This window comes from Brachybacterium sp. AG952 (assembly GCF_004362645.1).
Classification (GTDB): domain Bacteria; phylum Actinomycetota; class Actinomycetes; order Actinomycetales; family Dermabacteraceae; genus Brachybacterium; species Brachybacterium conglomeratum.
In genome coordinates this window covers 173,523-198,764 of sequence record NZ_SNXV01000006.1, presented here as the reverse complement: position 1 = coordinate 198,764, position 25,242 = coordinate 173,523, and the positions used below count along the sequence as shown (strand labels likewise).

Here is a 25,242-nt window from a genome sequence, read left to right as displayed (position 1 = left end):
CCGCGGGCGGCGGTCGGTCGGGAGATCGGGCTGTCGGTCGGGCCGTGATCCGCGTCCGGTCCCGCCGGCCCCGGGTCCGCTCCCGGGAGCCACTCCCTAGACTGGGACGGTCACGCACCCGTCGAAGGAGTACCTCCGTGTCTGATCCGTACGGCATCATCGATCTCGCCGCGCTCAAGCAGCCCGCCGGCGGCGCCGGGGCGACCGACGCGGGGGAGCCCTCCGCGCACGAGGTCGCCGTCACCGAGCAGGGCCTCGAGCAGCTTATCGCCGACTCGCAGCAGGTCCCGACCCTCCTGCTGGTCACCAGCGGCCGGGTCCCCGAGGGCCCGACCTATCTCGCCGCACTGCGCCGCGGCGTCGACGCGAAGGGCGGCGCGCTGCGCCTGGCCGTCGTCGACGCCGACACCCAGCAGCGGGTCGCCGCCGCGCTGCGGGTCCAGCAGCTGCCCACGCTGCTGCTCCTGCTGCAGGGCCAGCTGCAGCCGATCGTCGACTCCGTGCTGCCCGAGGCGGAGATCGACGGCCTGCTGAACCAGGTCGTCGACGTCGCCCGTCAGCAGGGGATGGAGCTGCCGGGCGGCGAGGCCGAGCAGGCCGCCGCTCCCGAGGAGCCGCTGCCGCCGCTGCTGGCCGAGGCCTACGAGGCGATCGAGCGGGGCGATCTCGATGCCGCCGTCGCCGCTTATCGCAAGCAGCTCCAGGAGAGCCCCGCCGACGGCGAGGCGAAGGCGGGCCTCGCCACGGTCGAGCTGATGCGTCGCACCCAGGGCGCGGATCTCGCCGCCGCCCGTCAGGCCGCGGCCGACGCCCCCGCCGATCTCGACGCCCAGCTGCTGGTGGCGGATCTCGACATGCTCGGCGGCCACGTCGAGGATGCCTTCACCCGCCTGCTGGACCAGCTGCGCGGCGCGGACCAGGAGACCAAGGACGCGGTGCGCACGCGCCTGCTGGAGCTGTTCGAGGTCGCCGGGGCCGATGACCCCCGCGTGGCCCCGGCCCGCAAGCGCCTCGCGAACCTCCTGTACTGAGCCGCGCCGGGCGCCGCCCTGCGCTGCACGTCATGAGCCGCTGTGCTCCACTCGTGGAGCACAGCGGCACATGGCGTTGCGGCAGCCCTGGGGCGGGCCGCGGCCCTCGTGCTCAGCCCTCGCGCAGGCGGGCGGGGGCGAGGATCACGGCGCCGAGCGGCGGCACCGAGAGGCGCACCGAGTGGTCGCGCCCGTGCTGGGGGAGCGGCTCGGCGTGGACCCGTCCCAGGTTCCCGACCCCGCTGCCGCCGTAGACCGGGGCGTCGGAGTTCAGCACCTCGAGCCAGTCCCCGCCCTCGGGCAGCGGGATGCGGTGCTCGTGCCACGGCTCGGGGGAGAAGTTCACGACCACGACCACGGGATCGCCGGCCTCGTCGCGTCGGACGAAGGAGAGCACGTTGTGCTGCGCGTCGTCGCCGATCAGCCACTCGAAGCCGCCCGGGTCCTGGTCCCGCTGGTAGAGCGCCGGGAACTCGGCCTGGACCGCGTTGAGGTCGCGCACGAGCTGCTGCGCCCCGCGGTGCAGCGGGTACTCCAGCAGCCACCACGGCAGCCCGGCCTGCTCGGACCACTCGGTGCCCTGGGCGAACTCGATCCCCATGAACACCAGCTGCTTGCCCGGATGCGTCCACTGGAAGGTGAGATAGGAGCGCAGCGTCGCGGCCTGCTGCCAGTCGTCGCCCGGCGCCTTGCGCAGCAGCGAGCCCTTGCCGTGCACGACCTCGTCATGGCTCAGCGGCAGGATGAAGTTCTCCGAGTACTGGTAGACCATCGAGAAGGTCAGCTCGCCGTGGTGGTACTGGCGGTTGATCGGGTCCTGGCCCAGGTACTGCAGGGTGTCGTGCATCCAGCCCATGTTCCACTTGAACCCGAATCCGAGGCCGCCGGTCTCGGTGGGGCGGGTGACGCCCGGGAAGGATGTGGACTCCTCCGCGATCATCACGATGCCGGGCGCGCGCTTGTACGCGGTCGCGGTGGTCTCCTGCAGGAAGGCGATGTTCTCGAGGTCCTCGCGGCCGCCGTGGCGGTTGGGCACCCACTGGCCGTCCTCGCGCGAGTAGTCGAGATAGAGCATCGAGGCGACCGCGTCGACCCGCAGCCCGTCGACGTGGAACTCCTCGAGCCAGTAGCAGGCGTTGGCGACCAGGAAGTTGCGCACCTCGTGGCGGCCGGTGTCGAAGATGTACGTGCCCCAGTCCGGGTGCTCGCCGCGGCGGGGATCGGCGTGCTCGTACAGCGGGGTGCCGTCGAAGCGGCCCAGCGCCCACTCGTCCTTGGGGAAGTGGGCCGGCACCCAGTCCATGATCACGCCGATGCCGGCGCCGTGGAGGGTGTCGATGAGGTGGCGCAGCTCGTCGGGGGAGCCGAGCCGGGAGGTGGGCGCGTAGTAGCCGGTGACCTGGTAGCCCCAGGACCCGCCGAAGGGGTGCTCGGCGACCGGCATGAACTCGACGTGGGTGAAGCCCATCTCGGCGACGTATGCGGTGAGCTCCTCGGCGAGCTCCCGGTAGCCCAGGCCCGGCCGCCAGCTGGCCAGGTGCACCTCGTAGATCGACATGCGGGAGGAGACCGCCTCGGCGGAGGCGCGCTCGGCGAGCCAGTGGTCGTCGGTCCACTCGAAGTCGCTGACGGTGATCACGGAGCCGGTCGCGGGCGGCACCTCGGCCGCGCGCGCCATCGGGTCGGCCTTCTCGCGCCAGGTGCCGTCGGCCCCGAGGATCCGGAACTTGTAGACCTCGCCCGCCCCGACCCCGGGCACGAACAGCTCCCAGACGCCGGAGGTGCCCAGCGAGCGCATCGAGTGCAGGCGACCGTCCCAGCTGGTGAAGGAGCCGATCACCTGGACGGCCCGGGCGTTCGGCGCCCAGACGGCGAAGGAGGTGCCCTCCACCCCGTCCACGGTGCGCACGTGCGCGCCGAGCGCCCGCCACAGCTCCTCGTGGCGGCCCTCCCGGATCAGGTGCAGGTCGAGCTCGCCGATCGTGGGCAGGAAGCGGTAGGGCTCCTCGAGGTCGACCCAGTTCTCCCCGGCGGACCAGGTGACCCGGATCCGGTAGGAGGGGACCTCCGCGAGCGGCAGGGCGACGGTCCAGATCCCGTCGTGCTCGTGCTCCATCGCGTGGGCGGAGCCGTCGGGCAGGAGCACCGCGACCTCGCTCGCGAAGGGCTTGAGGGTGCGCACCGTGACGCCGCCCTCGTACTCGTGGGCGCCGAGGACCGCATGGGGCTCGTGGTGGCTGCCGGTCGCCGTCGCGCCGAGCTCGTGCTCGCCCAGCGGCATCACCGGGACGGGACGGTCGGTGCTCTCCGTGGTGTGGGACATGTCAGCTCTCCTCGGGGTGGATGATGCGCAGCACATGGGCGGGCCGGTCGGCGGCGCTCAGGATGACGAAGGGCTCCCGGTCCCAGCGGAACCGCTCACCGGTGAGCAGGTCCTCGACCTCGAAATCCCCCTCGACCCCGAGCGCGTCGAGCTCGAGGTGCAGGCGGGTGGAGGCGTCGCGGTCGTGGGCGGTCAGCGAGACGACCAGCACCGTGTCGGGGCGGCCGGTGCCGCTCGCGTCGGCGTCGAGGTGCTTGGAGAAGACCAGCACCTGGGGGTCGCCCGCCTCGTGGAAGCGGATGGTGGTGAGGGTCTGCAGCGCGGGGTGCTCGCGCCGGATCCGGTTCAGGGTGCCCAGCAGCGGCTCGAGGCTCTCGCCACGGGTGAGAGCGCCGGCGTAGTCGCGGGGCTTGTACTCGTACTTCTCGTTGTCGATCTGCTCCTGCGCGCCGGGCCGGGGGACGTCCTCGACCAGCTCGTAGCCGGAGTAGATGCCCCAGGTCGGTACGAGCGTGGCGGCGAGGATCGCGCGCAGCACGAAGGCGCGCCGCCCGCCGGAGCTCATGTACGGGGTGAGGATGTCGTGGGTGGTGGGCCAGAAGCTCGGGCGCATGTAGGGCGCCGCCTCGACCAGCTCCTCGAGGTACTCCTGCAGCTCCTCGGCGCTCTCGCGCCAGGTGAAGTAGGTGTAGGACTGGTGGTAGCCGACCTTGCCCAGGGTGTGCATCATCGTCGGCCGGGTGAACGCCTCGGCCAGGAAGATCACCTCCGGATGCTTCTCGGCGAACTCCGCCAGCAGCTCCTCCCAGAAACGGACCGGCTTGGTATGCGGGTTGTCGACGCGGAAGAGGGTCACGCCGTGCCTGACCCAGTGCTCGAGCACGTCGCGGATCGCGGCGTAGAGCCCCTCGTAGTCCGTGTCGAAGCTGAGGGGGTAGATGTCCTGGTACTTCTTCGGCGGGTTCTCGGCGTAGGCGATGGTGCCGTCCGCCCGCACCACGAACCACTCGGGGTGCTCCTGCACCCACGGGTGGTCGGGGGAGCACTGCAGGGCGATGTCCATCGCCACCTCGAGGCCGAGCTCCTTCGCCCGGGCGACGAAGGCGTCGAAGTCCTCGATCGTGCCGAGATCGGGGTGGATCGCGTCGTGGCCGCCCGCGGGCGATCCGATCGCGTAGGGGGAGCCGGGATCGCCCGGCTGCGTCTCCAGGGTGTTGTTGCGCCCCTTGCGGAAGGTGGTGCCGATGGGGTGGATCGGGGTCAGGTAGGCGACGTCGAAGCCCATCTGCGCGATTCGGTCCAGGGAGCGTGCGGCGGAGCGCAGCGTGCCGGAGGTCCAGCCGTGCTCGCGGTCGAAGTGCGCGCCCTCGGAGCGGGGGAAGAACTCGTACCAGGAGCCGTACAGGGCGCGGCGGCGCTGCACCTCCAGGCGGAAGGGGCCGGCGACGGTGACGCCCTCGCGCAGCGGTCGCTCGGCGAGGATGCCGCGCAGGTCGGCGGCCAGCGCCGGGGCGATCCTCGCGGCGACCGGCAGGCCGGGGGAGCGCAGCGACTCGAGCGCGGCCGAGACCACCGGCCCGTCGGAGGCGGGGCGGGTGCCCTCGGCGATCTCGGCGAGCACACGCTCGAGCACGAGCACGCCCTCGTCGCAGGTCAGCTCCGGGTCGACGCCGGCGGGGATCTTCACCTCGGCCACATGGGCCCAGGTGTCGTACGGGGCGGAGAAGGCCTCGATGCGGAAGGTCCAGGTGCCCAGCTCGTCGGGCCGGATCGTGGCCTCCCACAGGTCCAGACCCGGGTTCGTCGAGCGCAGCCGCCGACGGGTCTCGACCCCGGTGGGGGAGATCAGCACCAGCTGCACGCCCATCGCGTCATGGCCCTCGCGGAAGGCGTTGGCGCGCACCGCGACGGTCTCGCCCTCGACGCATCGGGCGGGGAACCTCCCGCCGTCGACGACGGGCTGCACGTCCATGATCGGGATGCGGCCGATCCCGGCGTCCAGCCCCGTGCGGAAAGTGGTCTCGGACATGGCCTCTCCTGCCTGAGCGCTCCCTGGTCACAGGGGGCTCTGCGACGATCGCGGTGACTGACCTCACGATAGCCGCTCGAGGAGGGGCGGCGTGACTCAGGGAGCGATGCCGAGCACCACGACGCCGCCGGGCGCGACGGTGACCGTGCGGTCACCGACCGGTCCGGGCGGCAGGTCCTCGGGGGACTCCAGCGCCGTGTCCAGCAGCACCTTCGCCGCGCCCTGCGGCCAGGGGGCCTCCGGCAGGCGCACCTCGTTCGGCTCCGCGGCGCCGGAGAGGATCACCAGCAGGTGCTCGGCGCCCTCGCGGCCGTGGACCGCCGGGCGCAGCATGACCAGCACGTGGCGGGCGGGGTCCATCCACTCCTCGTGCGCCATCGGCGCCCCGGTCTCGTCGAACCAGGCGATCTGTCCGGCGTCGAGCTGCTCCGGGTCCGCCGGGCGCAGGAAGTGCGGGGTCCGCAGCTGGGGGTGCTCGCCGCGCAGCTGCAGCAGGCGCACCACGGTCGCGCGCAGCCTCTCCGCCGCCGCGGTGCGGCGCCAGTCGACCCAGGAGATCTCGTTGTCCTGGCAGTAGGCGTTGTTGTTGCCGCGCTGGGTGCGGCCCCGCTCGTCGCCCGCGGTGAGCATCGGGGTGCCCGACGCCAGCAGCAGCGTGGCCAGCACGCTGCGGGCGGTGCGCCGGCGGGCGGCCTCGATCTCCTCGCGGCGCGGGTCGCCGGGTGAGAGCTCGCCCTCGTGCCCGTGGTGGAAGGAGCGGTTGTCCGAGGTGCCGTCGCGGTTGTCCTCGCCGTTGGCCTCGTTGTGCTTGGACTCGTAGGCGGTGAGGTCGCGCAGGGTGAAGCCGTCGTGCGCGGTGACGTAGTTGATCGAGGCCCAGGGGGCGCGCAGGCTGCGCCCCTCGGGCAGGCCCGGCGGGTCCTGGCGGGTGAACATGTCCGAGGAGCCGGCCAGGCGCGTGGCGAGGTCGCGGACCCCGCCGATCCCCGGCTCCCCGGTGCGCTCGCGGGCGGCGCGGTCGGCCAGCCAGAAGGCGCGCACGTCGTCGCGGAAGGCGTCGTTCCACTCGGCGAAGGGGGCGGGGAAGTTCCCCGTCTGCCAGCCGCCGGTGCCCACGTCCCACGGCTCGGCGATGAGCTTCACGTCCCGCAGCACGGGGTCGGTGACGATCGCGCGCAGCAGCGGGTGGTCGGCGCGGAAGCCGCGGTCGTCGCGGCCGAGCGTGGTGGCGAGGTCGAAGCGGAACCCGTCCACGTGCACCTCCTGCACCCAGTAGCGCAGGGAGGCGAGGACCAGGTCCATCGTGTGCACGGAGCGGGGGTCGAGGGTGCCGCCGGTGCCGGTGACGTCCTGGGGGACGCCGTGGTCGGTCCAGTAGTACTCGAGGTTATCCAGGCCGCGCAGCGAGAGGGAGGGGCCGTCGCCGCCGCCCTCGGCGGTGTGGTTGTAGACCACGTCGAGGATCACCTCGAAGCCGGCCTCGTGCAGGCGGCGCACCATGGTCTTGACCTCCTCGAGCACCGCCTGGGCGCCGGCCTGCTGGGCGGCGGCGGTGGCGAGGGAGGGCTCGGGGGCGAAGTACGACATGGTCGAGTAGCCCCAGTAGTTCGTCAGCCCCAGCCGGGTCAGGTGCGGCTCGTCCATCGCGGCGTGGATCGGGAGCAGCTCGATGCTGGTCACGCCCAGGTCGCGCAGGTAGCCGGTGACGGCGGGGTGGCCGAGCCCGGCATAGGTGCCGCGCTGCTCCGGAGGCAGCTCCGGGTGCAGCCGGGTGAAGCCCTTGACGTGCAGCTCGTAGAGCACGGTCGCGTCCCAGTCGACCATCGGCCGCAGGTCGTCCTGCCAGTCGAAGGCGTCGTCGACCACCACGGACCACACGGCGGAGTCGCCGCTGTCGACCTCGCTGCGCTGGGGGACCTCGTCCCGGCGGTCCAGCATCGCGTCGACCTCGAAGGGGAAGAAGGCGCTCAGCAGAGGGGAGGAGTGGGAGACGCCGCGCGCCCAGGGATCCAGCAGCAGCTTGCGCGGATTGGCGAGCATCCCGGTGCCGGGGTCCCACGGACCGTCGACCCGCAGCCCGTAGCGGGTGCCGGGGGTCATGCCGGTGACGTGGTCCCAGTGCAGGCCCCCATCGTAGTGGCGCAGCCTCTGGCGGTGCTCGGCGGCGCCCTGGCGGAGGCACAGGTCCACCGCTCGGGCGCGGGGGGCGGCGACGGCGAAGGTGCCCCGTCCCTGCTCGTCGACGACGAGGCCGGGGGAGGTGGGGGCGACGGGCGGGGTCGCGCGGTCGAAGCGGTCTGCAGGCACGGGCCCAGTGTCCCAAACCGGCCTCCGCCGTCCCACTCGAGGTGGGCGGGGTCTCCCGGGCGGAGGCCGATCCCGTGCACGGCAGATCCCCTCCGGGGCGGGCGCGTCGGCGGGCGGCGTCCCCGCCCGGTGCCGTCGGACCGCTAGGATCGGTGCGGTGGTGCGGCCCCGTCGCCGACGGGGAGGCGCCGCCGGCTGGGCCGCGGGCGCCTCGGCGTCCGGCCGCCTCGGGGGAGGGGCCGGAGCGCCCCTGGACCTCTGCACGGCGGTCACCAGCACCGATGGCACGAATCGATCGCATGACGGGGGATCCGCAGCGCATGAGCATTCCACCCACCCAGCAGCCCGGGTCCTCGGCGCGCCCCCCGGCGCCGCCCGCCCGCCCCGCGCCGCAGGGCTCAGCCCCGAGCGCCTCAGGACCGAGCGCCTCCGGACCGGGCGCCCCGACTCAGGGCGTCCAGGGCCAGGCGGCCCAGGGCCACAGCGCCCCTGCGCGACGGCCCGGCGGCTTCGCCCCCGCCGCCCGCGCGATCTCCCCCGGCGACCTCGAGCGCAGCGGCGCGATCGTCTCGACGATCACGAAGGTGTTCCAGTCGCGCGTGGTGGGCCAGGAGAACCTGCGCCTGTCGCTGCTGACCGCGCTGGCCGCCGGCGGGCACGTGCTGCTGGAATCGGTGCCGGGCCTGGCGAAGACCACCGCCGCGAGCGCGCTGGCCTCCTCGATCACGGGCTCCTTCGCCCGTATCCAGTGCACCCCCGACCTGATGCCCAACGACATCATCGGCACCCAGATCTTCAACTACGGCTCGGGCACCTTCACCACCCAGCTCGGGCCGGTCCACGCGAACGTGGTGCTGCTGGACGAGATCAACCGCTCCAGCGCCAAGACGCAGTCGGCGATGCTCGAGGCGATGCAGGAGCGGCAGACCTCCATCGGCGGCGAGGTGTACCGCCTGCCCGAGCCGTTCATGGTGCTGGCGACCCAGAACCCGATCGAGGAGGAGGGCACCTACGTCCTCCCCGAGGCGCAGATGGACCGCTTCCTGATGAAGGAGATCCTCACCTACCCGCGCCCCGCCGAGGAGCACGAGATCCTCGACCGCTCCACCGCCGGCAGCCTCACCGGCCCCCGCGAGGCCGTCGGCACCGTCACCCTCGAGGACGTCCGCTTCCTGCAGCAGATGGTCGACCAGGTCTACGTCGACCCCGCCGTGAAGCGGTACATCATCGACCTGGTCTTCACCACGCGCGGCTCCGGCCCCCGCCCCGTCCCGAACCTCACCCAGTCGGTGCGCGTCGGCGCGAGCCCCCGCGGCTCCCTCGCACTGATGCGGGTGGGGCAGGCGCACGCCCTGCTGCACGGCCGCGACTACGTCACCCCCGATGACGTGCGCGCCATGCGCTACGGCGTGCTGCGCCACCGCCTCGTGCTGACCTTCGACGCGCTCGCCAGCGGCATCAAGCCCGAGCAGATCATCGACGCGGTGTTCCACGCCGTGCCGATGCCCTGACCTGCCGCGCACGAAAGGACCGCGATGGCGACCTCGCTCCTCACCCGGGTCAAGGCCCGGGTGGACCTGCACACCTCGAACCGGGCGCGCGGCCTCATCCAGGGCCGCGGCCGTTCGCTGTTCAAGGGCAGCGGCGAGGACTTCGACGACCTGAAGTACTACCAGCCCGGGGACAAGATCTCCGACATCGACTGGAAGGCCACGGCCCGCTCCGGCGAGCCGCTGATCCGCCAGTTCAACGAGGAGCGGGTGCGGCACCTCTCGATCGTGGCGGACACCTCCTCGTCGATGGCGGCGACCGCGGCCGACGGCTCCTCCAAGCGCGACGCGATGATCCTCGCCGCCGGGATGGTGTGCTTCCTGGCCCAGAAGAGCGGTGACCTGGTCGGCATGGTCGGCGGCAGCGAGTCCTCGCCGCTCCAGCTGCCCTCCCGCTCCAGCGACGGCCATCTCGAGCTGCTGCTGCGCACCATCCAGCAGGGCACCACCACGGCGTCCCCGAGCGCGGACAGCGCCTGGCTGCTCGAGCGCGCCTTCCGCGTCACCACCCGCTCGACGCTGATGACCCTGATCACCGACGAGGCCCATCCCTCCGTGGAGGACTTCACGCTGCTGCGCCGCCTGACCACCCGCCACGACCTGCTGGTGATCCGCATCGCCGATGCGGACCCGCTGCAGGGCGAGGAGCTCGACCACGACGTGGTCGACGTCGACGCCCCGCGCGAGATCGCGTCCATGGCGCGCACCTCGGCGAAGGTCGCCCGGGACGTGGCCGCCTACCGCCGCGCCCGCAGCGAGGGCATCACCGAGATGCTCGATCGCCTCCACGTCAGCCACCTGCTCACGCGCGGCGAGACCACGGTCGTGGACGACATGATCGCGATGCTGCGCGCCCGGGAGTACCGCCATGCCCGTGCCTGACCCGCTGCTGCGCCCCGCGGCGCGCCTGCTCGCCGAGCCCGCGCCCGGCGAGATCATCGACCCGCCCCAGTACTCGATCGCCTGGGTGATCCTCGCGGTGCTGTGCGTGCTGGTGATCATCGCCCTGATCGTGGGGACGCTGAAGATCACCCGCGCGATCGAGAAGCGGATCGCCTACCGCCTGCGCCCCAGCGACCTCGAGTCGCTGAAGGCCGAGTTCCTGCGCGCCGTGAACGAGCTCGCCGACCGGCACGAGGCCGAGGAGCTCGGCGCCCGCGAGGGCCACCACGAGCTCACCGGCGTCATGCGCCGCTTCGTCAAGCGCACCACCGGCCACGACGTCACCAGCCAGGACCTCGCCACGCTGCGCGCCGATCAGCGCACCCGCGCGGTCGGCGAGCTGATCGCGGATCTCTACGAGCCCGACTTCGCCCTGGCCTCGGACCGCGAGCTGCGGGAGTCGGTGCGGCGCGCGCGGGAGGTGATCCGGGAATGGTCATGACCTTCTGGTGGGTCACCGCTCTGCTGCTGCTGGCCGCGATCGTGGTCTGGGCGATCACGTTCTGGAACCGTCGCTCCCTGCGGCGCTCCCCGGTGCTGATCGCGAACTCGCAGTACATGGACCGGATCCCGAGCTTCGCCCGGGCCCAACGGGCCGCCCGCGTGGTGCGCGCCGCCCAGGTCGGCATCGCCGTGCTCGCGGTGCTCGCCGCCTCGCTGCTCTCGGGCCGGATCGCGAGCGAGCGGATCGAGACGCCCGAGTTCGCCAGCCGCGACATCGTGCTGTGCCTGGACGTGTCCGGCTCGATGTACGAGTACGACACCGAGATCCTCTCCACCTTCGCGGAGATGGTCGACTCCTTCGAGGGGGAGCGGGTGGCGCTGACGATCTTCAACTCGACCAGCCGCACCGTCTTCCCGCTGACCAACGACTACGACCTGATCGAGCGCGAGCTGCGCGAGGGCGCGGAGGCGATCGACTTCGACGAGTTCGGCTACCGGCTCGGGAACAAGGACTACCCCGAGGAGAAGGTGCGCCAGTACGTCGAGTTCGTCGAGGGCACCAAGGGCATCCCCGACGAGGCCTCGATCGTGCCCGACGGGCTCGCGTCCTGCGCGCAGGTCTTCGACCAGGCGGAGCAGGACCGGTCGCGCTCGATCATCTTCGCGACCGACAACGAGGTCAACGGCGAGCCGGTGTTCACCCTGCAGGAGGCGACCCAGCGCGTCGCCGACCGCGAGATCGACCTGTACACCTTCTACCCCGGCGCCTACGAGTGCGGCCCCGGCTGCTTCGAGGAGCTGCAGACGGCGACCGAGGACCAGGACGGCGAGCTGTACGAGTCCTCCGACCCCCAGGCGATCCCCTCGATCATCGGAGAGATCCAGAAGAATCAGGCCGAGGTGCTCGGGGCGGAGCCGTCCGTGGTGCGCACCGACCATCCCGCGATCGGCTTCACCCTGACCTTCCTGTCCCTGGTGGGGATCCTCGTGCTGGGCTGGAGGTCGCGCTGATGCACCTTCAGATGTTGATGCCCCTGTGGGCGATCATCCCGCTGTTCGGGGCGATGCTGGTGCTGTGCACGGTGATGGTCGTGCGCCGTCCCCGCCAGCGCGGTGCCTGGGCGCGACGCACCCTGATGGTGCTGCTGCTGCTCGTGGTCGCGCTGCGTCCGGTCACCCCGATCGAGGGGGAGCAGACCCAGCGCATGAACGCGAACGTGTTCTTCGTCGTGGACCGCACCGGCTCGATGAACGCCGAGGACTACGCCGGCGAGCAGCCGCGCCTGGAGGGCGTGAAGCAGGACATGCAGCAGGTGATGTCCATGACCGAGGGCGCCCGCTACTCGATCATCGCCTTCGACTCCACCGCCACCGAGCAGCTCCCGCTGACCACCGACGCGGGCGCCGCGAAGGCCTGGGTCGACACCCTGACCACCGAGCCCACCGCCTATTCGACGGGCTCCAACGTGGACCGGCCGCTGCCGTCCCTGCTGAGGGAGATCTCCGACGCGAAGCGCGAGGACCCCGACTCGTCCGTGCTGGTGTACTTCCTCTCCGACGGCGAGAACACCGACGAGCAGGAGTCGGAGTCCTTCTCGCAGGCGGCCGGCTTCGTCGACGGCGGCGGCGTGCTCGGCTACGGCACGGCCGAGGGCGGGCCGATGAAGATCCAGGGCGGCGAGGACCACGGCGAGTACATCACCGGCTCCGACGGGCAGCCCGGCATCTCCACGATCGACGAGCAGCAGCTGCAGACCATCGCGGGCGAGCTCGGCGTGCCGTATCTGCACCGCACCGACCCCGAGGCCCCGATCGAGGGCACCATGGACGGCATCACCCTGCGCCCGGTCCCGACGGAGTCCACCCGCGGCGTGGCGAGCTTCGACGACTGGTACTGGCTCGCCTCGATCCCGCTGACGGCCCTGCTGATCTGGGAGCTGGGGGAGATGACCTACCGCCTCCCGCGCCGGCTGGACCGCCACGACATCCGAGGAGCACAGCGATGAGCACGTCCCTCGACCCGCGCCCCGCGACGCCGGCCCGCGACGAGTCCCGGCCGCCCGCGCTCGCGCAGGACACCCGCGGCAGCGCGAAGGACTTCGGGCTGAACCGGGCCCGGCTGCGGAAGGTGCGGATCATCGTGTTCGCGATCCTCGCCCTGCCGATCCTGGCCCTGGCCCTGCTGGCGCTGAAGTTCGTCTCCATGCCGATCGCGCAGGCCACCCACCTGGACGCCTACGGGGAGCAGGACTACCCGGCCGCGATCGAGCGCCTCGCCCCGGTGCAGGTCGCCAACTGGTTCGAGCCCTACCTCCCGCACCTCTCCGAGGGCACGGCCCTCCTCCAGCAGGGGGAGGACGCGGCCGCGGAGGCCGAGCTGCGGATCGCGCTGGAGGAGTGGAACTCCCACAGCGACCTGAACTCCCCGATGCACGCCCAGTGCAAGATCCTCAACAACCTCGCGCTCTCCATCGAGCGCCAGGCCGACCTGATCGAGGACCCCCAGGCCCGTGCCGACCGGCTCTTCGAGGCCGAGGAGCTGCTCGCTCCGTGCGCCGGCGGCGGAGGCGGCGGCGAGGGCGAGGGTCAGGGCCAGGGCGGCGGCGGTGGCGGCGAGGGCACCGGCGAGGGCACCGGCAACGAGGACTCCGAGACCACCGAGGAGAACGGCGAGCGGGTCGAGGAGAAGCGCCGCGGCGCCGACGAGGAGGCCGGCAACGATCCCGACGAGCGCGGCACCGAGCAGGGCGGCGAGGGCGAGGACCAGGGCGGCACCCCCCAGCAGCAGGACCCCGGGACGCCGAAGCAGGACGACCCCGAGGGGGACGGCCCCGAGGAGGAGAAGCCCACCGACGGCCCCTCCGAGGAGGACAGCAAGGACGACGAGGTCGAGCAGCGCAACCGCGACGCCCAGGGCGGCGACGGCGGCGACGAGACCGGCGGCTCGCCGCAGGACCCGGAGCGTCCCTGGTGACCGCCGGCGCGACGAGCCCGGAGCGCGCCTACCTCGACCACGCCGCGACCACGGTCCTGCGCCCCGCCGCCCGGGACGCCTTCCTCGAGGCCTCGACCGCCTGGGGCAACCCCTCCTCGGTCCACACCGCGGGCCGACGCGCCCGCGGAGTGCTCGATACCGCGCTGAGCCGCATCGCGGAGCTGCTCGGCGTGCCCCGCAGCTGGCTGATCATGACCTCCGGCGGCACCGAGGCGGACAACCTCGCGCTGCGCGGCGCGCCGCTCGGGGTGCGGGCGAAGGACCCGGGCCGCACCGCCGTCGCGGTCGCCGCGACCGACCATCCCGCCGTGCTCGCCACCGCCCGCGCTCTCGCCGCCGGCACCGAGCCGTTCGAGCTGCGGGAGCTGCCCGTCGACCCCCACGGCGTGCTGCGGCCCGACGGGGTCGAGCAGGCGCTGGCCGACTCCCGTGTCGGCGTGCTCAGCGCCGCGCTGGTGAACAACGAGACCGGCGCCGTCCAGGACATCGCCGCGCTCGCCGAGGCGGCTCGCGCCCACGGCACCCTCCTGCACACCGACGCGGTCCAGGCCGCCGGGCACATGGCTCTGCCCGGCCCCGAGGACGTGGACCTGATGTCCCTGTCCGGGCACAAGATCGGCGCCCCCGTCGGCGTCGGCGTGCTGGTGGCGCGGCCGGGCCTGCCCTTCGCCCCGACCAGCACCGGCGGCGGACAGCAGCGCGGGGTCCGTTCCGGCACCCTGGACGCCGCCCAGGCCGCGGCCTTCGCCGCCGCGCTCGAGGAGGCACTCGCGGAGCGGGAGCAGCGCTCCGCCGAGGTGCGGCAGCTCGCCGCGCGCCTGCGTCGCGGGATCGCTCAGATCGACCCGTCGGTCCGCTTCACGCTGCCGGAGGACTCCCCGCAGTCCGGGCACATCCTCCATCTCGTGCTGCCCGGCGCGGACAGCGATGCGCTGCTGTTCCTGCTGGACGAGCGCGGGATCGACTCCTCCGCGGGCTCGGCCTGCTCGGCCGGGGTCACCCAGGCCAGCCCCGTCCTCGCCGCGATGGGCGTCTCCGACGAGGACTCCCGCGGCGCGCTGCGGCTGTCGCTGGGCTGGACGAGCACCGAGCGCGACGTCGAGCTGCTGCTGGCCGCGCTGCCGGAGGCGCTCCAGCGGGCCCGCGCCGTCGGCTCCCTGCGCCGCTGAGCACGGGGCGCATCTCACGTCCCCAGGGCTCTGGGGGAGGGGCCCCGGCTCCGTAGACTCGTGGGGATGCGCCCGCAGGGGCGGGCAGGGACGCACCACGGAGGAGGACGCACCATGAAGGTGCTCGCGGCGATGAGCGGCGGCGTGGACTCCGCCGTGGCGGCCGCACGGGCCGCCGAGGCCGGCCATGAGGTGGTCGGCGTGCACATGGCGCTGTCGAAGAGCCGCGACCAGACCCGCACCGGCTCCCGCGGCTGCTGCACCGTCGAGGACGCCTCCGACGCGCGCGTCGCCGCCGAGAGGATCGGCATCCCCTACTACGTCTGGGACCTCTCCGACGACTTCCACGACCTGGTCGTGGAGGACTTCCTCACCGAGTACGCGGCCGGCCGCACCCCCAACCCGTGCGTGCGCTGCAACGAGCGGATCAAGTTCGCCTCCCTCCTCGAGCGGGCCACGGCGCTGGGCTTCGACGCGGTGTGCACCGGGCACTACGCCTCGATCCGCGCCGACGGCCCCGGCGGTGCCCCCTCCCTGCACCGCTCCCGCAACCAGGCCAAGGACCAGTCCTACGTCCTGGCCGTGATGGGCCCGGAGGCGGCCCGACGCTCCCTCTTCCCGCTCGGTGAGGACGAGACCAAGGAGGCCGTCCGCGCCGAGGCGCGGAAGCGCGGGCTCGGCGTCTCCACCAAGCCCGACAGCTATGACATCTGCTTCGTCGCCGACGGCGACACCCGCGGTTTCCTCGAGCGGCACCTCGGCGAGGCGCCCGGGGAGGTCGTCGACACGTGCGGCACGGTGCTCGGCACCCATCGCGGCACCCACGGCTTCACCGTCGGCCAGCGCCGGGGCCTGGGGATCCAGCAGCCCGCCGCCGACGGCGCACCCCGCTACGTGGTCGACATCGACCCCGCTTCCCGACAGGTGGTGATCGGTGCGGCCGAGCTGCTCTCCCGCCGCGAGCTGGTCGCCACCGACCTGATCGCCTTCGAGCCGCTCGAGGCCGGCCGCGCCGTCACCGCGCAGATCCGCGCCCACGGCGAGGCGCTGCCCGGAAGGATCCTCGAGGTCCCCGCCGCGGCGACGACACCCGCGAGCGGCGGCACGGCCGACGGCCTGCTGCGCGTCGCCCTCGACACCCCGGTGCGCGGCGTCGCGCCCGGCCAGACCCTCGTCCTCTACGACGGCGACCGCGTGCTCGCCGCCGCCACCCTGGAGCGTCGCCCATGAGCCCCCTGCTCACCCTCACCGGTGACGGCACCTTCCGCGCCCCGACCGCGGAGGAGGCCCAGCGCCTCGATCTGCCCGACGACCCGCACCTCGCCGCGCTGCTGCGCCTGCGCGCCCTGCTGGGCGACGACCTCGAGGAGCAGATCGCGACCCGGCTCTACCTGCCCTCCGCGCTCGGCCTGGACGAGACCGACCACCTGCTGCCCGCGACCCTCGCGCTGCTCGCCGAGACCACCGGCGACCTGGTCAGCTACGGCTGGCGGCTCGGCGCCGGGGCGGGACTGGCCTGGCAGCACGCCCGCGAGCTGCGGGCCCGGGTGCTGGACGCGGCCCGGATCGCCTGGCTCGGCTACGAGGGCACGGTGATGGGCACGACCCTCGGGCCCGCGACCCTCGCCGGCGCCACCTTCCTGCAGTCCGGGGAGCGGACCCTCGCCGATCCCGGCGCGGTGCGGGACCTGCCGATGCTGCTGGCCGAGGGGCTGGTGGACCACCTCACCGAGCTGCGCGAGCGCGTGCCCGGCGGCCACCAGCACGTGCTGGTGCGCGAGGACGCGGTCGCCGCGATCCACCAGGGCCGCATCCCCACGCCCTCGGGCCGCCGGCGCTACGACCCGCTCCCTGCTCCCGAGATCGCGGTGCTGTGGCGCTCGCTGTACGTGGCGCTGGAGGACTACGGCCTGGACGCCCGCGACGTGACCCTCGGCGTCGGTGCCGACATCGCCCTGCTGCGGGCGGCGCGCGAGGCGGGCGCCCGGCGCATGGCGATCGCCCCGCGCCGCCTGCCCTCGCTGTCCACCCCTGAGGGCCGCGCGCTCTGGGAGGGCATCGCCGAGGCCGCCGACGACGGCTGCGCCTTCGAGATCGTGGTCGACCCCCGCCCCGGTGGGAACCTCGCCCCCGAGCTCGAGACGATGCTGGAGACCTGGAGGCGCCTCGGACACGCGGAGACCGATGCCGCGGGCGTCACGGTCATCGTGCACACCGGCGCCTCCCACGGCCTGCACTCCGGCCGGGTGGATCCCTCCGCCCAGCCCGAGCACTCGACCCTGCTGGACGAGTCCGCGCTCGAGGCGATGCTCCGGATCGCCCCCACCTGGGCGGAGCGCGTCTCCGCCTGATCCCGGCCCGGGAGGGCGCGGCCCGTCGGCCCTGTGCGCGACAATGGCCCGGTGACGACGAACGAGCCCGATCCCCGCCCCGCCGACGAGACCGCCGATGCCCAGCAGCGCATCGCCGAGCTCACCGCCCGCATCGAGCAGGCGCGGGTGGACTACTACGAGCACGACGCCCCGACCATGGCCGACGGCGAGTACGACGCGCTGGAGAAGGAGCTGCGGGCGCTGGAGGAGGAGAACCCGCAGCTGGCCTCCGAGGACTCGCCCACCCGCACCGTCGGCGGCGCAGCGGCCGGGGGCCTGCCCACGATCGTGCACGCCGAGCGGATGCAGTCGCTGGACAACGTCTTCTCCCTCGAGGAGCTGCGCGAGTGGTGCGAGCACGCCGCCGCGGAGCTCAGCGCCCCGGTGCGCTTCCTGAACGAGCTGAAGATCGACGGGCTCGCGATCAACCTCCGCTACGAGAACGGCCAGCTCGTCACGGCCGCGACCCGCGGAGACGGCCGCACCGGCGAGGACGTCACCGCCAACGCGCTGCGCATCGAGGGGATCCCGCAGAAGCTCGAGGGGGAGGGGCATCCGCCGCTGGTGGAGGTGCGCGGCGAGGTGTTCATGCCCACCAAGGCCTTCGCGGCGCTGAACGACCTGCAGGTCGAGCTGCGCGAGCGCGCCGTGGCCGAGTCCCGCACCCGCTGGGAGGCGCGCAGCACCACCGGCACCCGCGCCTTCGACGAGGACCGCGAGATGCTCGCCGCGACCCGCCGCTTCCCCACCTTCGCCAACCCCCGCAACACCGCCGCGGGAGGCCTGCGCCAGCAGCTGGAGAAGAAGGACGGCCTCGAGCGCGAGGCCGGGGAGGCGCGCCTGGGCTCGCTGCGCCTGACCGTCCACGGCCTCGGCGCCTGGCCGGACCCGCCGGTCGACTCCCAGTCCGAGATGTACGAGCTGCTGAAGTCCTGGGGCCTGCCCACCAGCGCCCACCTCGGCGTCGCCGACACGGTCGACGAGGTCGCCGCCTACGTCGAGCACCACGGGGAGCACCGCCACGACCTCGAGCACGAGATCGACGGCATCGTCGTCAAGGTCGACTCCTTCGCCCAGCAGCGCGCGCTGGGCTCCACCTCCCGCGCCCCGCGCTGGGCGACCGCGGTGAAGTTCCCGCCCGAGGAGGTCACCACCAAGCTGCTGGACATCCAGGTGCAGGTGGGCCGCACCGGCCGCGTCACCCCCTTCGGGATCATGGAGCCCGTGCTGGTCGCGGGCTCCACCGTCGAGAAGGCGACTCTGCACAACCAGTTCGACGTCGAGCGCAAGGGCGTGCTGATCGGCGACACGATCGTGCTGCGCAAGGCCGGGGACGTGATCCCCGAGATCCTCGGCCCGGTCGAGTCGCTGCGCGACGGCACCGAGCGCCCCTTCGTCATGCCGACGGAGTGCCCCGCCTGCGGCACCGAGATCCGACCCGAGAAGGAGGGGGACAAGGACTGGCGCTGCCCGAACCGCCGCAACTGCCCCGCCCAGGTCACCGGCCGGGTCGAGCACGCCGCCTCCCGCGGCGCCTTCGACATCGAGTCGCTCGGCGAGGAGAGCGCGATCGCGCTGACCGACCCGGACAAGCGCCGCCCCGAGGCGCTCGCGGCGCTTGCCGAGGGCCACGCGGTCTACCTCCCGATCCGCGACGTCTCCGACACCGAGCTCGACGCCTTCGCGGTCGTCAAGAACGGCGACGTGGTCCAGGGCACCGACGGGGTGCCGCTGCTGCGCATCACCTCGGTGGACGACCCGCTGCTGCCCGCCGTGCAGGAGCCCGTGATCGACACCGGCGCGGACCTCTTCGACCTCACCGCCGACGCGCTCGCCGACGTGTTCGTGTGGCAGCCGGAGCGGCGTGACGGCGTGCCGACGGGGGACTGGCGCATCCAGCCCGCCTTCTGGACCCGCCCCCAGTTCCGCCATTACAAGCGCGAGAGCACCTGGAAGCAGGTCAAGGAGCCCGCGGCGCTGAAGACCACCGAGGAGCTGGTCGCGGAGCTCGAGAAGGCGAAGGACCAGCCGCTGTGGCGGGTGCTGGTGGCGTTGTCGATCCGGCACGTGGGCCCGGCCGCCGCGCGCTCGCTCGCCACCGCCTACGGCACGATGGACGCGATCCGGGAGGCGGGCGTCGAGCAGCTCGCCGAGACCGACGGGGTCGGTCAGATCATCGCCGAGGCCGTGGTGGAGTGGTTCGAGACCGACTGGCACCGCGAGATCGTCGACGGCTGGGCCGCCTCCGGCGTGCGGATGGCCGACGAGGTCGAGGAGGGCTTGGTGAAGACCCTCGAGGGCCTCACCGTGGTGGTCACCGGAGGGCTCGACGGCTTCACCCGCGACGGCGCGAAGGAGGCGATCATCACCCGCGGCGGGAAGGCCTCCGGCTCGGTCTCGAAGAAGACCGACTTCGTGGTGGTCGGCGAGAACGCCGGCTCGAAGGAGACCAAGGCCCGCGACCTCGGCCTGCGCATCCTCGACGAGGCCGGGTTCGTGGCCCTGCTCGACGGCGGTCCGGACGCGGTCGCCCTGCCGGAGGAGGCCGGGGACGACGGCGCCGACGGGGACGACGCCGAGTCGGAGTGACCCGGCCGTGAGCGCAGCTGCCGTCCTCGCCGCCGGGCGAGGTCGAGCGGGCCGACGGTCTCGACACCGCTCACCCGTGATGGAAGGGTGCGTGATGCACATCGCACCCGACAGGAAGGCCGCTCGACCATGAGCGCCCAGCGTCACGCACAGCACTCCGACCCGACCACGACCTCTCATCCACCTGCGCCCCGCCTCGGGGTCGACCGACGCACGCTGCTGCGCGGAGCCGGCCTGCTCGGTGCTGTCGCCGCGACCGGGGCTTCGCTCGCTCCCGCCCAGGCCGCCCCCGCACCCACGACGGTGGATCCGGCCGCCTTCCGTCTGACCGCCGACTACACGAAGTACACCGCACGGGTCGAAGCGCTGCTCGAGCAGGCCGGGCGGGCGAGCGTCAGCCAGGTGATGGACGACGCCAACCACGAGCGCACCCCCGCCACGGTGATCGACACCCAGGTCCACGGCTTCCGCTTCGCCACGAGCGACGAGAACGACCCCGACGCCTTCCCGCAGGGGATCGCCACCAGCCGCGATGCCGTGGGCACCGCGGGGGACGGTCGCTACGACGGGCGCCAGGTGATCGCCGTCAGCTTCTACAACAACTCCCCGAAGTCCAGTCGCATCAACCTCATCGACTGGGACGCGAACTATCCGAACAAGTATCGACGGATCCTGCTCGTCGAACCGACCGAGTCCGCGGAGGAGCCCAGCTTCCAGGACGTGGAGATCCATGCCGGCGGGATCGCCTGGTACGGGGACCTGCTCTACGTCGCGGACTCCGCCGCGAAGCCCGGCGGGATGAGGGTGTTCGACATGAGCAAGATCCTCACCACGGACACCGGCGGCACGAAGGACCAGATCGGTCGGGTGGGCGACACCTTCCACGCGCACAACTACGCCTACGTCCTGCCGCAGGTCGGCACCATCTCCTCGGAGGTGGACGAGGGCACCGAGCCGCTGGTGTGGTCCACGATCTCGCTGGATCGTGTGACCCGCTCGATCGTGATGACCGAGTACCGCTGCGATGACAGCTGCGACAACTACCCCACGGGCACCACCCGTGCGGTGCGCTTCGACTTCCAGGAGGGTGGTCCCACTTTCGCCGGGACCACGACCGCAAGCGAGGTGCTCGAGGTGCCGCTGCACTTCCTCAACGGCGTCGGCTCCCACAACGGGCGGTGGTGGTTCAACAGCTCCCGCCACAAGACCCTGAGCTACTGGTCCGGCGAGGGAGCGCTCACCACCTATCCCTGGGTCTCCTGGGGACAGTCGATCAGCTACTGGGAGGACGCTGACGGCTCCGACCTCCTGTGGTCCCTCACCGAGGGCGAGGGATTCCGTGCGGTGTTCGCCGTGAAGCAGGCCGGCTACAGCTGACCGGCCTGCCGCTCACGCCTGCTGCGCGAGCGCCAGCGGCAGCACCGGACCGGAGCCTGCGCGGCGCAGCAGCCGCGCGGCGACGGCCATCGTCCAGCGCGTGTCGATCACGTCGTCGACCAGCATGATCGGCGCGCCATCAAGAGCGTCGAGCCGCGCCTGCAGCTCGGCACCCACGGCGAAGCGCTCCCACAGGTCCGCGACGCGGAAGGCGCTGTTCCCGCCGCCGCGCAGCGGCCCCGCGCCCGGGGCGAGGTCGAGAGCGCCGAGGTCCTCGAGCCGCCCGATCGAGGCGATGCCCGCCGCGAGGGAGCCCACCAGCTGAGGGCGAGTGGTCGAGGGGACGGCGACCACAGCGGCGGGGCGCTGCTGCCAGTCCCAGTCCTTCAGCACCTCGACGATCCGGTCACCGATCCGCTCGGGGACGACCGCGTCGACGGGCCGGCCGTCCTCGTCGGTGCCCAGCAGCTCCCGCAGCGGCACCGCCCAGCCCAGGTCCGACATGCGTGCGATGACCCGGCCCTCCGCGGCGCGCTCGCTCTCGGGGATCCGCCCCTTCGGCGCGCCGGTGCCGAGCAGCCGGTCCAGGCCCGAGGGCCAGCTCGCCCGCGGCTCGACCGGCACGCCGACCCGCTCCAGCAGCGCCGCGACGCGGGCATCGGCCCCGTCGTCGGCGCCGCCCTCACTCGCGCTGGTCGCCGGTGCGTCCGGCGCCGGGTACCAGGGCCCTGCGCACACATCGCAGCGGCCGCAGGGCACGGCGGTCTCATCGTCGAGCTGACGGGCGAGGAACACCATCCGGCACTGCTCGGGCCCGCCGGAGAGCGCCTCGTACTCGAGCATCGCCTGCTGCTCCTCGCGGCGGGCGCGGGCGACGGTCTCGTAGCGCTCGGCGTCGTAGTGCCAGGGCGCGCCGGTGGAGACCCAGCCGCCCTTGACGTTCTGGACCGCGCCGTCGACGGCGAGCACCTTCAGCAGCAGCTCGAGGGCGCTGCGGCGCACGTCCACCCGCGCCTCGAGCGCCGGGGTGCTCAGCGGCGCCCCCGATTCCGCGAGCGCGGCGAGGACCTGCGAGGCGGACTCCTGGGTGGGCATCGAGGCGGTCGCGAAGTACTCCCAGATCGCCCGGTCCTCCTTCCCCGGCAGCAGCAGCACGTCCGCCCGGTCGGTCGCACGGCCCGCGCGGCCCACCTGCTGGTAGTAGGCGACGGGGGAGGAGGGCGCCCCGAGGTGGATCACGAAGCCGAGGTCCGGCTTGTCGAAGCCCATCCCCAGCGCGCTGGTCGCGGCAAGGGCCTTGACCTCGTTGTCCTTCAGCGCCTGCTCGAGCTCGGCCCGCTCCTCCGGATCGGTGCGGCCCGTATAGGCGCGCACCCGCCTGCCGGGCCGGTCCAGCAGGGAGGCGAGATCCTCCGCGGCGGAGACGGTCAGGGCATAGATGATCCCCGAGCCCTCGAAGGAGTCCAGGTGCCGCACCAGGTAGTCCAGGCGCTGCCGGTCATCGGCGAGGCTCATCGACCCCAGCCGAAGCGACTCCCTGGTGAGCGAACCGCGCAGAGTCAGCACCTCCCCGTCGGCCCCGCCGGTGCCGAGCTGCTCGGCGACGTCGGCGACCACGCGCGAGTTCGCCGTCGCGGTGGTCGCGAGGACGGGCACCTCGGAGCCGAGCTCGGCGACGAGATCCCGCAGCCGGCGATAGTCGGGGCGGAAGTCGTGGCCCCAGTCGGAGATGCAGTGGGCCTCGTCGATCACCAGCAGCCCGCAGCGGTCCACCAGGCGCGGCAGCTGCTCCTCGCGGAAGCGGGGATTCACCAGACGCTCGGGGGAGACCAGCAGCACGTCGATCTCATCCGCCGCGAGCCCCTCCTCGATGTCGCGCCACTCGGTGGGGTTCGCGGAGCTGATCGCCTCGGCCCGCACCCCGGCCCGTCTCGCGGCGGCGACCTGATCGCGCATCAGCGCGATCAGCGGGGAGATGATCAGCGCCGGCCCGGCGCCGCGCCGCCGCTGCAGCAGCGCGGAGAGGAAGTACACCGCCGACTTCCCCCAGCCGGTGCGCTGGACGACCAGCACGCGGCGCCGCTCGGCGACCAGAGCCTGGATCGCCTCGAACTGGCCGGGGTGGAAGCGGGCGTCCTCTCGCCCGGTCAGGGCGCGCAGCGACTCGAGGGCCTCCTCGTGCAGCGCGGCGCTGTCGGTCGGGGCGGCGGGGGAGTGCGGCGTCGTGCTCATGGACCCAGTGTGGCAAGCCGGGCCGACGCCCGACGACCCCGAGGCAGCGTCGTGGACACGCGCACGCTGGGGGGGGAACGGTCCTGGGCGGGTGTCTGAGACAGCTCTCATGCACCTCTCATCCCCTGCGCACCCCGTCTCATCCGGTCCCTCTAGTGTTCCGGCCATGACCTCCTCAGCGCTGCACCGTCGCTCCGCCGGAGCCTCCGTCCCCGACACCCCTGCCACCCGCCTCCTCGCCGGCCTCCTCGCGGGAGCCCTGCTCACCGCCGTGGCCCTGCCCGCCCGCCGCTACGCCGCGGAGGGTGAGGTGCGGGACTCCTTCCCCTTCTCGCACTACCCGATGTTCTCCGCCCGGCGCTCCGCCCACTACCGGGTCGCGCACCTGCTCGGCATCGACGCCGACGGCACCTCCCGGCCCCTGCACTACAGCTATCTCGGCACCGGCGGGCTGAACGCCGTGCGCCGCCAGGTCCGCAGGCGGGTACGCGACGGCCACGGTCAGCGCCTCGCCGAGCACGCCGCCGCGCTGCTCGCCGCCCGCGACCGCGCCGAGGACCGCGGGATCCTCGAGGTCCGCATGGTCCGCGGCCGCTACCACCTCGATTCCTACCTGCGCGGCAGCGAACGCGAGGACTTCACCCGCTCGATCGAGCTGGTCGGCGCGGCGCCCGTCCCGGGCCGTCGCCCCGCCGCTGTGGTGGAGGCCGGACGATGAGCCCCCTGCTGCGCCGTCTCGCGGACACCGCCCGGCGTCACCTGGCCCCCGCCGCGCCCCCGACCGCCCCCGCCCTGCTGCGCCTCGCCGTCGGCGGCTACCACCTGTGGCACGTCGGCCGCCGCCGCTCGCTGTATCAAGGAGTGCACCGCACCGCGACCGAGAGCTTCGACCCCGTGGGCGTGGCGCGGGTGCTGAAGAAGCCGCTCCCGCCCCGGGTCGCGGACGCGCTGCTGGATGCCTCCCTGGTCACGGGGGCGCTGTTCACCGCCGGGATCGGGCACCGGGTCACCGGCCCGCTGCACTCGGCGCTGCAGACCTGGAACTTCAGCTACCGCAACTCCTGGTCGATGGTCTTCCACCACGAGAACAACCTGGTGCTGCACACGATGGTGCTCGGTGCCGCCCCCGCGGCCGACGCGCTCAGCGTGGACGCCCTGCTGCGCGACCGGATCCTGCTGCCCGAGCGGCGCTCGTGGATGTACGGCGCGACGCCTGCTGTGATGAACGGCGCGGTCACCCTGACCTACCTGTTGGCAGGTCTCGCGAAGCTCACAGGCCCCGACGGGATGCGCTGGGCGAGCGGCGCGTCGATGCGCAGTCAGGTCGCGGTGGACTCGCTGCGCAAGGAGATGCTCGGCGAGGGCTCGAACCCGCTGCTGCGCGTTCTCGGCCCGCACACCGGGCTGTTCACGGTGATGGCGGCGGGATCGCTCGTGCTCGAGCTCGGCGCACCGCTGGCCCTCGCGGACCGACGCCTCGGATGGCTGTTCGCCGCCGGTGCCTTCTCGATGCACTGGGGGATCAAGGTGATCATGCGGATCACCTTCCCGTACAACCTCTCGGGCGTGCTCTACCTGCCGCTGCTGCTCATGCCGCCGCCGGAGCGGCGCTGAGCGGGCTCAGGACTCGGGCTCGGAGTCCCCGGAGCCCTCAGCGGACTCCGCGGACTCGGCCGACGGCGCGCCCTCGCGCTCCAGCCGGCGCAGACGCTCCGAAGTGGACTCGGAGTCGCTCAGCGGGTTCTCCTTCGTGGCCAGCGCCCGACGCATCCGGGCCTCGAGCTCCTGCGCCTCGCGGATTCTCGGATCCTCGGAGGCCTGCTCGCCGTCCTCAGGATCGTGCGAGGTGTAATCGATGTTCGGATCGACGGACATGGCGGGT

19 protein-coding genes are annotated in these 25,242 nt (G+C 73.0%); 14 read left to right on the top strand and 5 right to left on the bottom strand.

Going from position 1 to position 25,242, the window contains the following annotated elements; all coding sequences use genetic code 11:
* Nucleotides 1-137: 137 nt before the first annotated feature.
* Nucleotides 138-1,031 carry a co-chaperone YbbN gene (locus tag DEU31_RS14665; protein ID WP_133677670.1) on the top strand — a complete coding sequence of 298 codons (894 nt, stop codon included), beginning with the start codon at nt 138-140 and terminating at the stop codon, nt 1,029-1,031.
* 112 nt (nt 1,032-1,143) lie between these two features.
* Here DEU31_RS14665 and glgB read toward each other — a convergent pair whose 3' ends face one another.
* The 3 genes from glgB to glgX all read right to left on the bottom strand — a co-directional run bounded on the left by glgB (nt 1,144) and on the right by glgX (nt 7,690).
* Nucleotides 1,144-3,354, bottom strand: coding sequence for a 1,4-alpha-glucan branching protein GlgB (gene glgB / locus DEU31_RS14660; protein WP_133677669.1), 2,211 nt, complete (start codon nt 3,352-3,354; stop codon nt 1,144-1,146).
* A 1-nt stretch (nt 3,355) separates the two neighbouring features.
* Entirely contained in the window at nt 3,356-5,383 is a 2,028-nt protein-coding gene (locus tag DEU31_RS14655) for an alpha-1,4-glucan--maltose-1-phosphate maltosyltransferase (protein WP_133677668.1), read from the bottom strand.
* A 96-nt stretch (nt 5,384-5,479) separates the two neighbouring features.
* Nucleotides 5,480-7,690 (bottom strand): glycogen debranching protein GlgX, encoded by a 2,211-nt coding sequence (gene glgX / locus DEU31_RS14650; RefSeq protein ID WP_133677667.1) that lies wholly within the window; start codon nt 7,688-7,690, stop codon nt 5,480-5,482.
* 320 nt (nt 7,691-8,010) lie between these two features.
* On the opposite strand from glgX, the gene DEU31_RS14645 reads away from it, so the two are divergent.
* From DEU31_RS14645 to DEU31_RS14595, 11 genes are all read left to right on the top strand, one after another.
* Nucleotides 8,011-9,201, top strand: a complete 1,191-nt coding sequence (locus DEU31_RS14645) for a MoxR family ATPase (protein ID WP_100199636.1) — start codon at nt 8,011-8,013, stop codon at nt 9,199-9,201.
* Nucleotides 9,202-9,225: 24 nt separating this feature from the next.
* A complete protein-coding gene (locus DEU31_RS14640) occupies nt 9,226-10,122 on the top strand; it encodes a DUF58 domain-containing protein (protein ID WP_010549580.1) in 897 nt (298 codons plus the stop codon).
* Nucleotides 10,109-10,624, top strand: a complete 516-nt coding sequence (locus DEU31_RS14635) for a hypothetical protein (protein WP_010549579.1) — start codon at nt 10,109-10,111, stop codon at nt 10,622-10,624. The genes DEU31_RS14640 and DEU31_RS14635 overlap by 14 nt, the downstream gene beginning before the upstream one ends.
* Nucleotides 10,621-11,637, top strand: a complete 1,017-nt coding sequence (locus DEU31_RS14630; protein WP_239639325.1) for a vWA domain-containing protein — start codon at nt 10,621-10,623, stop codon at nt 11,635-11,637. The genes DEU31_RS14635 and DEU31_RS14630 overlap by 4 nt, the downstream gene beginning before the upstream one ends.
* Nucleotides 11,638-11,648: 11 nt before the next feature.
* Complete coding sequence (locus DEU31_RS14625) at nt 11,649-12,632, top strand: vWA domain-containing protein (RefSeq protein ID WP_243733853.1); 984 nt, start codon at nt 11,649-11,651, stop codon at nt 12,630-12,632.
* Entirely contained in the window at nt 12,629-13,600 is a 972-nt protein-coding gene (locus tag DEU31_RS14620; RefSeq protein ID WP_010549576.1) for a hypothetical protein, read from the top strand. Before DEU31_RS14625 ends, DEU31_RS14620 begins: the two co-directional genes overlap by 4 nt.
* A complete protein-coding gene (locus tag DEU31_RS14615; RefSeq protein WP_010549575.1) occupies nt 13,597-14,790 on the top strand; it encodes a cysteine desulfurase family protein in 1,194 nt (397 codons plus the stop codon). The genes DEU31_RS14620 and DEU31_RS14615 overlap by 4 nt, the downstream gene beginning before the upstream one ends.
* 114 nt (nt 14,791-14,904) lie before the next feature.
* Complete coding sequence (gene mnmA, locus DEU31_RS14610; RefSeq protein WP_133677665.1) at nt 14,905-16,020, top strand: tRNA 2-thiouridine(34) synthase MnmA; 1,116 nt, start codon at nt 14,905-14,907, stop codon at nt 16,018-16,020.
* Entirely contained in the window at nt 16,017-17,141 is a 1,125-nt protein-coding gene (locus DEU31_RS14605; RefSeq protein ID WP_133677664.1) for a hypothetical protein, read from the top strand. Before mnmA ends, DEU31_RS14605 begins: the two co-directional genes overlap by 4 nt.
* A 51-nt stretch (nt 17,142-17,192) precedes the next feature.
* Nucleotides 17,193-19,751 (top strand): NAD-dependent DNA ligase LigA, encoded by a 2,559-nt coding sequence (locus DEU31_RS14600; RefSeq protein ID WP_166649527.1) that lies wholly within the window; start codon nt 17,193-17,195, stop codon nt 19,749-19,751.
* 129 nt (nt 19,752-19,880) lie between these two features.
* Entirely contained in the window at nt 19,881-21,128 is a 1,248-nt protein-coding gene (locus DEU31_RS14595; RefSeq protein WP_208109996.1) for a hypothetical protein, read from the top strand.
* Between the two features lie 12 nt (nt 21,129-21,140).
* On the opposite strand, the gene DEU31_RS14590 is transcribed toward DEU31_RS14595, so the two are convergent.
* Nucleotides 21,141-23,360 (bottom strand): RecQ family ATP-dependent DNA helicase, encoded by a 2,220-nt coding sequence (locus DEU31_RS14590; RefSeq protein WP_133677662.1) that lies wholly within the window; start codon nt 23,358-23,360, stop codon nt 21,141-21,143.
* A 166-nt stretch (nt 23,361-23,526) separates the two neighbouring features.
* Here DEU31_RS14590 and DEU31_RS14585 point away from each other — a divergent pair, with 166 nt between their 5' ends.
* Complete coding sequence (locus DEU31_RS14585) at nt 23,527-24,078, top strand: hypothetical protein (protein ID WP_010552301.1); 552 nt, start codon at nt 23,527-23,529, stop codon at nt 24,076-24,078.
* On the top strand, nt 24,075-24,974 hold the full coding sequence (locus DEU31_RS14580) for a hypothetical protein (RefSeq protein ID WP_010552300.1): 900 nt from the start codon (nt 24,075-24,077) through the stop codon (nt 24,972-24,974). The genes DEU31_RS14585 and DEU31_RS14580 overlap by 4 nt, the downstream gene beginning before the upstream one ends.
* Nucleotides 24,975-24,980: 6 nt before the next feature.
* Here the strand turns inward: DEU31_RS14580 and DEU31_RS14575 are convergent, their stop codons facing one another.
* Nucleotides 24,981-25,235, bottom strand: a complete 255-nt coding sequence (locus DEU31_RS14575) for a hypothetical protein (protein WP_133677661.1) — start codon at nt 25,233-25,235, stop codon at nt 24,981-24,983.
* Between the last annotated feature and the right edge of the window lie 7 nt (nt 25,236-25,242).

Bases quoted from the DNA above. Each gene is read 5' to 3' on its own strand.
- DEU31_RS14645 (WP_100199636.1), top strand. From the start codon at position 8,011: ATGAGCATTCCACCCACCCAGCAGCCCGGGTCCTCGGCGCGCCCCCCG.
- DEU31_RS14585 (WP_010552301.1), top strand. From the start codon at position 23,527: ATGACCTCCTCAGCGCTGCACCGTCGCTCCGCCGGAGCCTCCGTCCCC.
- DEU31_RS14590 (WP_133677662.1), bottom strand. From the start codon at position 23,360: ATGAGCACGACGCCGCACTCCCCCGCCGCCCCGACCGACAGCGCCGCG.
- DEU31_RS14620 (WP_010549576.1), top strand. From the start codon at position 12,629: ATGAGCACGTCCCTCGACCCGCGCCCCGCGACGCCGGCCCGCGACGAG.
- DEU31_RS14625 (WP_243733853.1), top strand. From the start codon at position 11,649: ATGTTGATGCCCCTGTGGGCGATCATCCCGCTGTTCGGGGCGATGCTG.
- DEU31_RS14655 (WP_133677668.1), bottom strand. From the start codon at position 5,383: ATGTCCGAGACCACTTTCCGCACGGGGCTGGACGCCGGGATCGGCCGC.
- DEU31_RS14630 (WP_239639325.1), top strand. From the start codon at position 10,621: ATGACCTTCTGGTGGGTCACCGCTCTGCTGCTGCTGGCCGCGATCGTG.
- mnmA (WP_133677665.1), top strand. From the start codon at position 14,905: ATGAAGGTGCTCGCGGCGATGAGCGGCGGCGTGGACTCCGCCGTGGCG.
- DEU31_RS14575 (WP_133677661.1), bottom strand. From the start codon at position 25,235: ATGTCCGTCGATCCGAACATCGATTACACCTCGCACGATCCTGAGGAC.
- DEU31_RS14635 (WP_010549579.1), top strand. From the start codon at position 10,109: ATGCCCGTGCCTGACCCGCTGCTGCGCCCCGCGGCGCGCCTGCTCGCC.
- glgB (WP_133677669.1), bottom strand. From the start codon at position 3,354: ATGTCCCACACCACGGAGAGCACCGACCGTCCCGTCCCGGTGATGCCG.
- DEU31_RS14580 (WP_010552300.1), top strand. From the start codon at position 24,075: ATGAGCCCCCTGCTGCGCCGTCTCGCGGACACCGCCCGGCGTCACCTG.
- DEU31_RS14640 (WP_010549580.1), top strand. From the start codon at position 9,226: ATGGCGACCTCGCTCCTCACCCGGGTCAAGGCCCGGGTGGACCTGCAC.
- DEU31_RS14605 (WP_133677664.1), top strand. From the start codon at position 16,017: ATGAGCCCCCTGCTCACCCTCACCGGTGACGGCACCTTCCGCGCCCCG.
- DEU31_RS14595 (WP_208109996.1), top strand. From the start codon at position 19,881: ATGAGCGCCCAGCGTCACGCACAGCACTCCGACCCGACCACGACCTCT.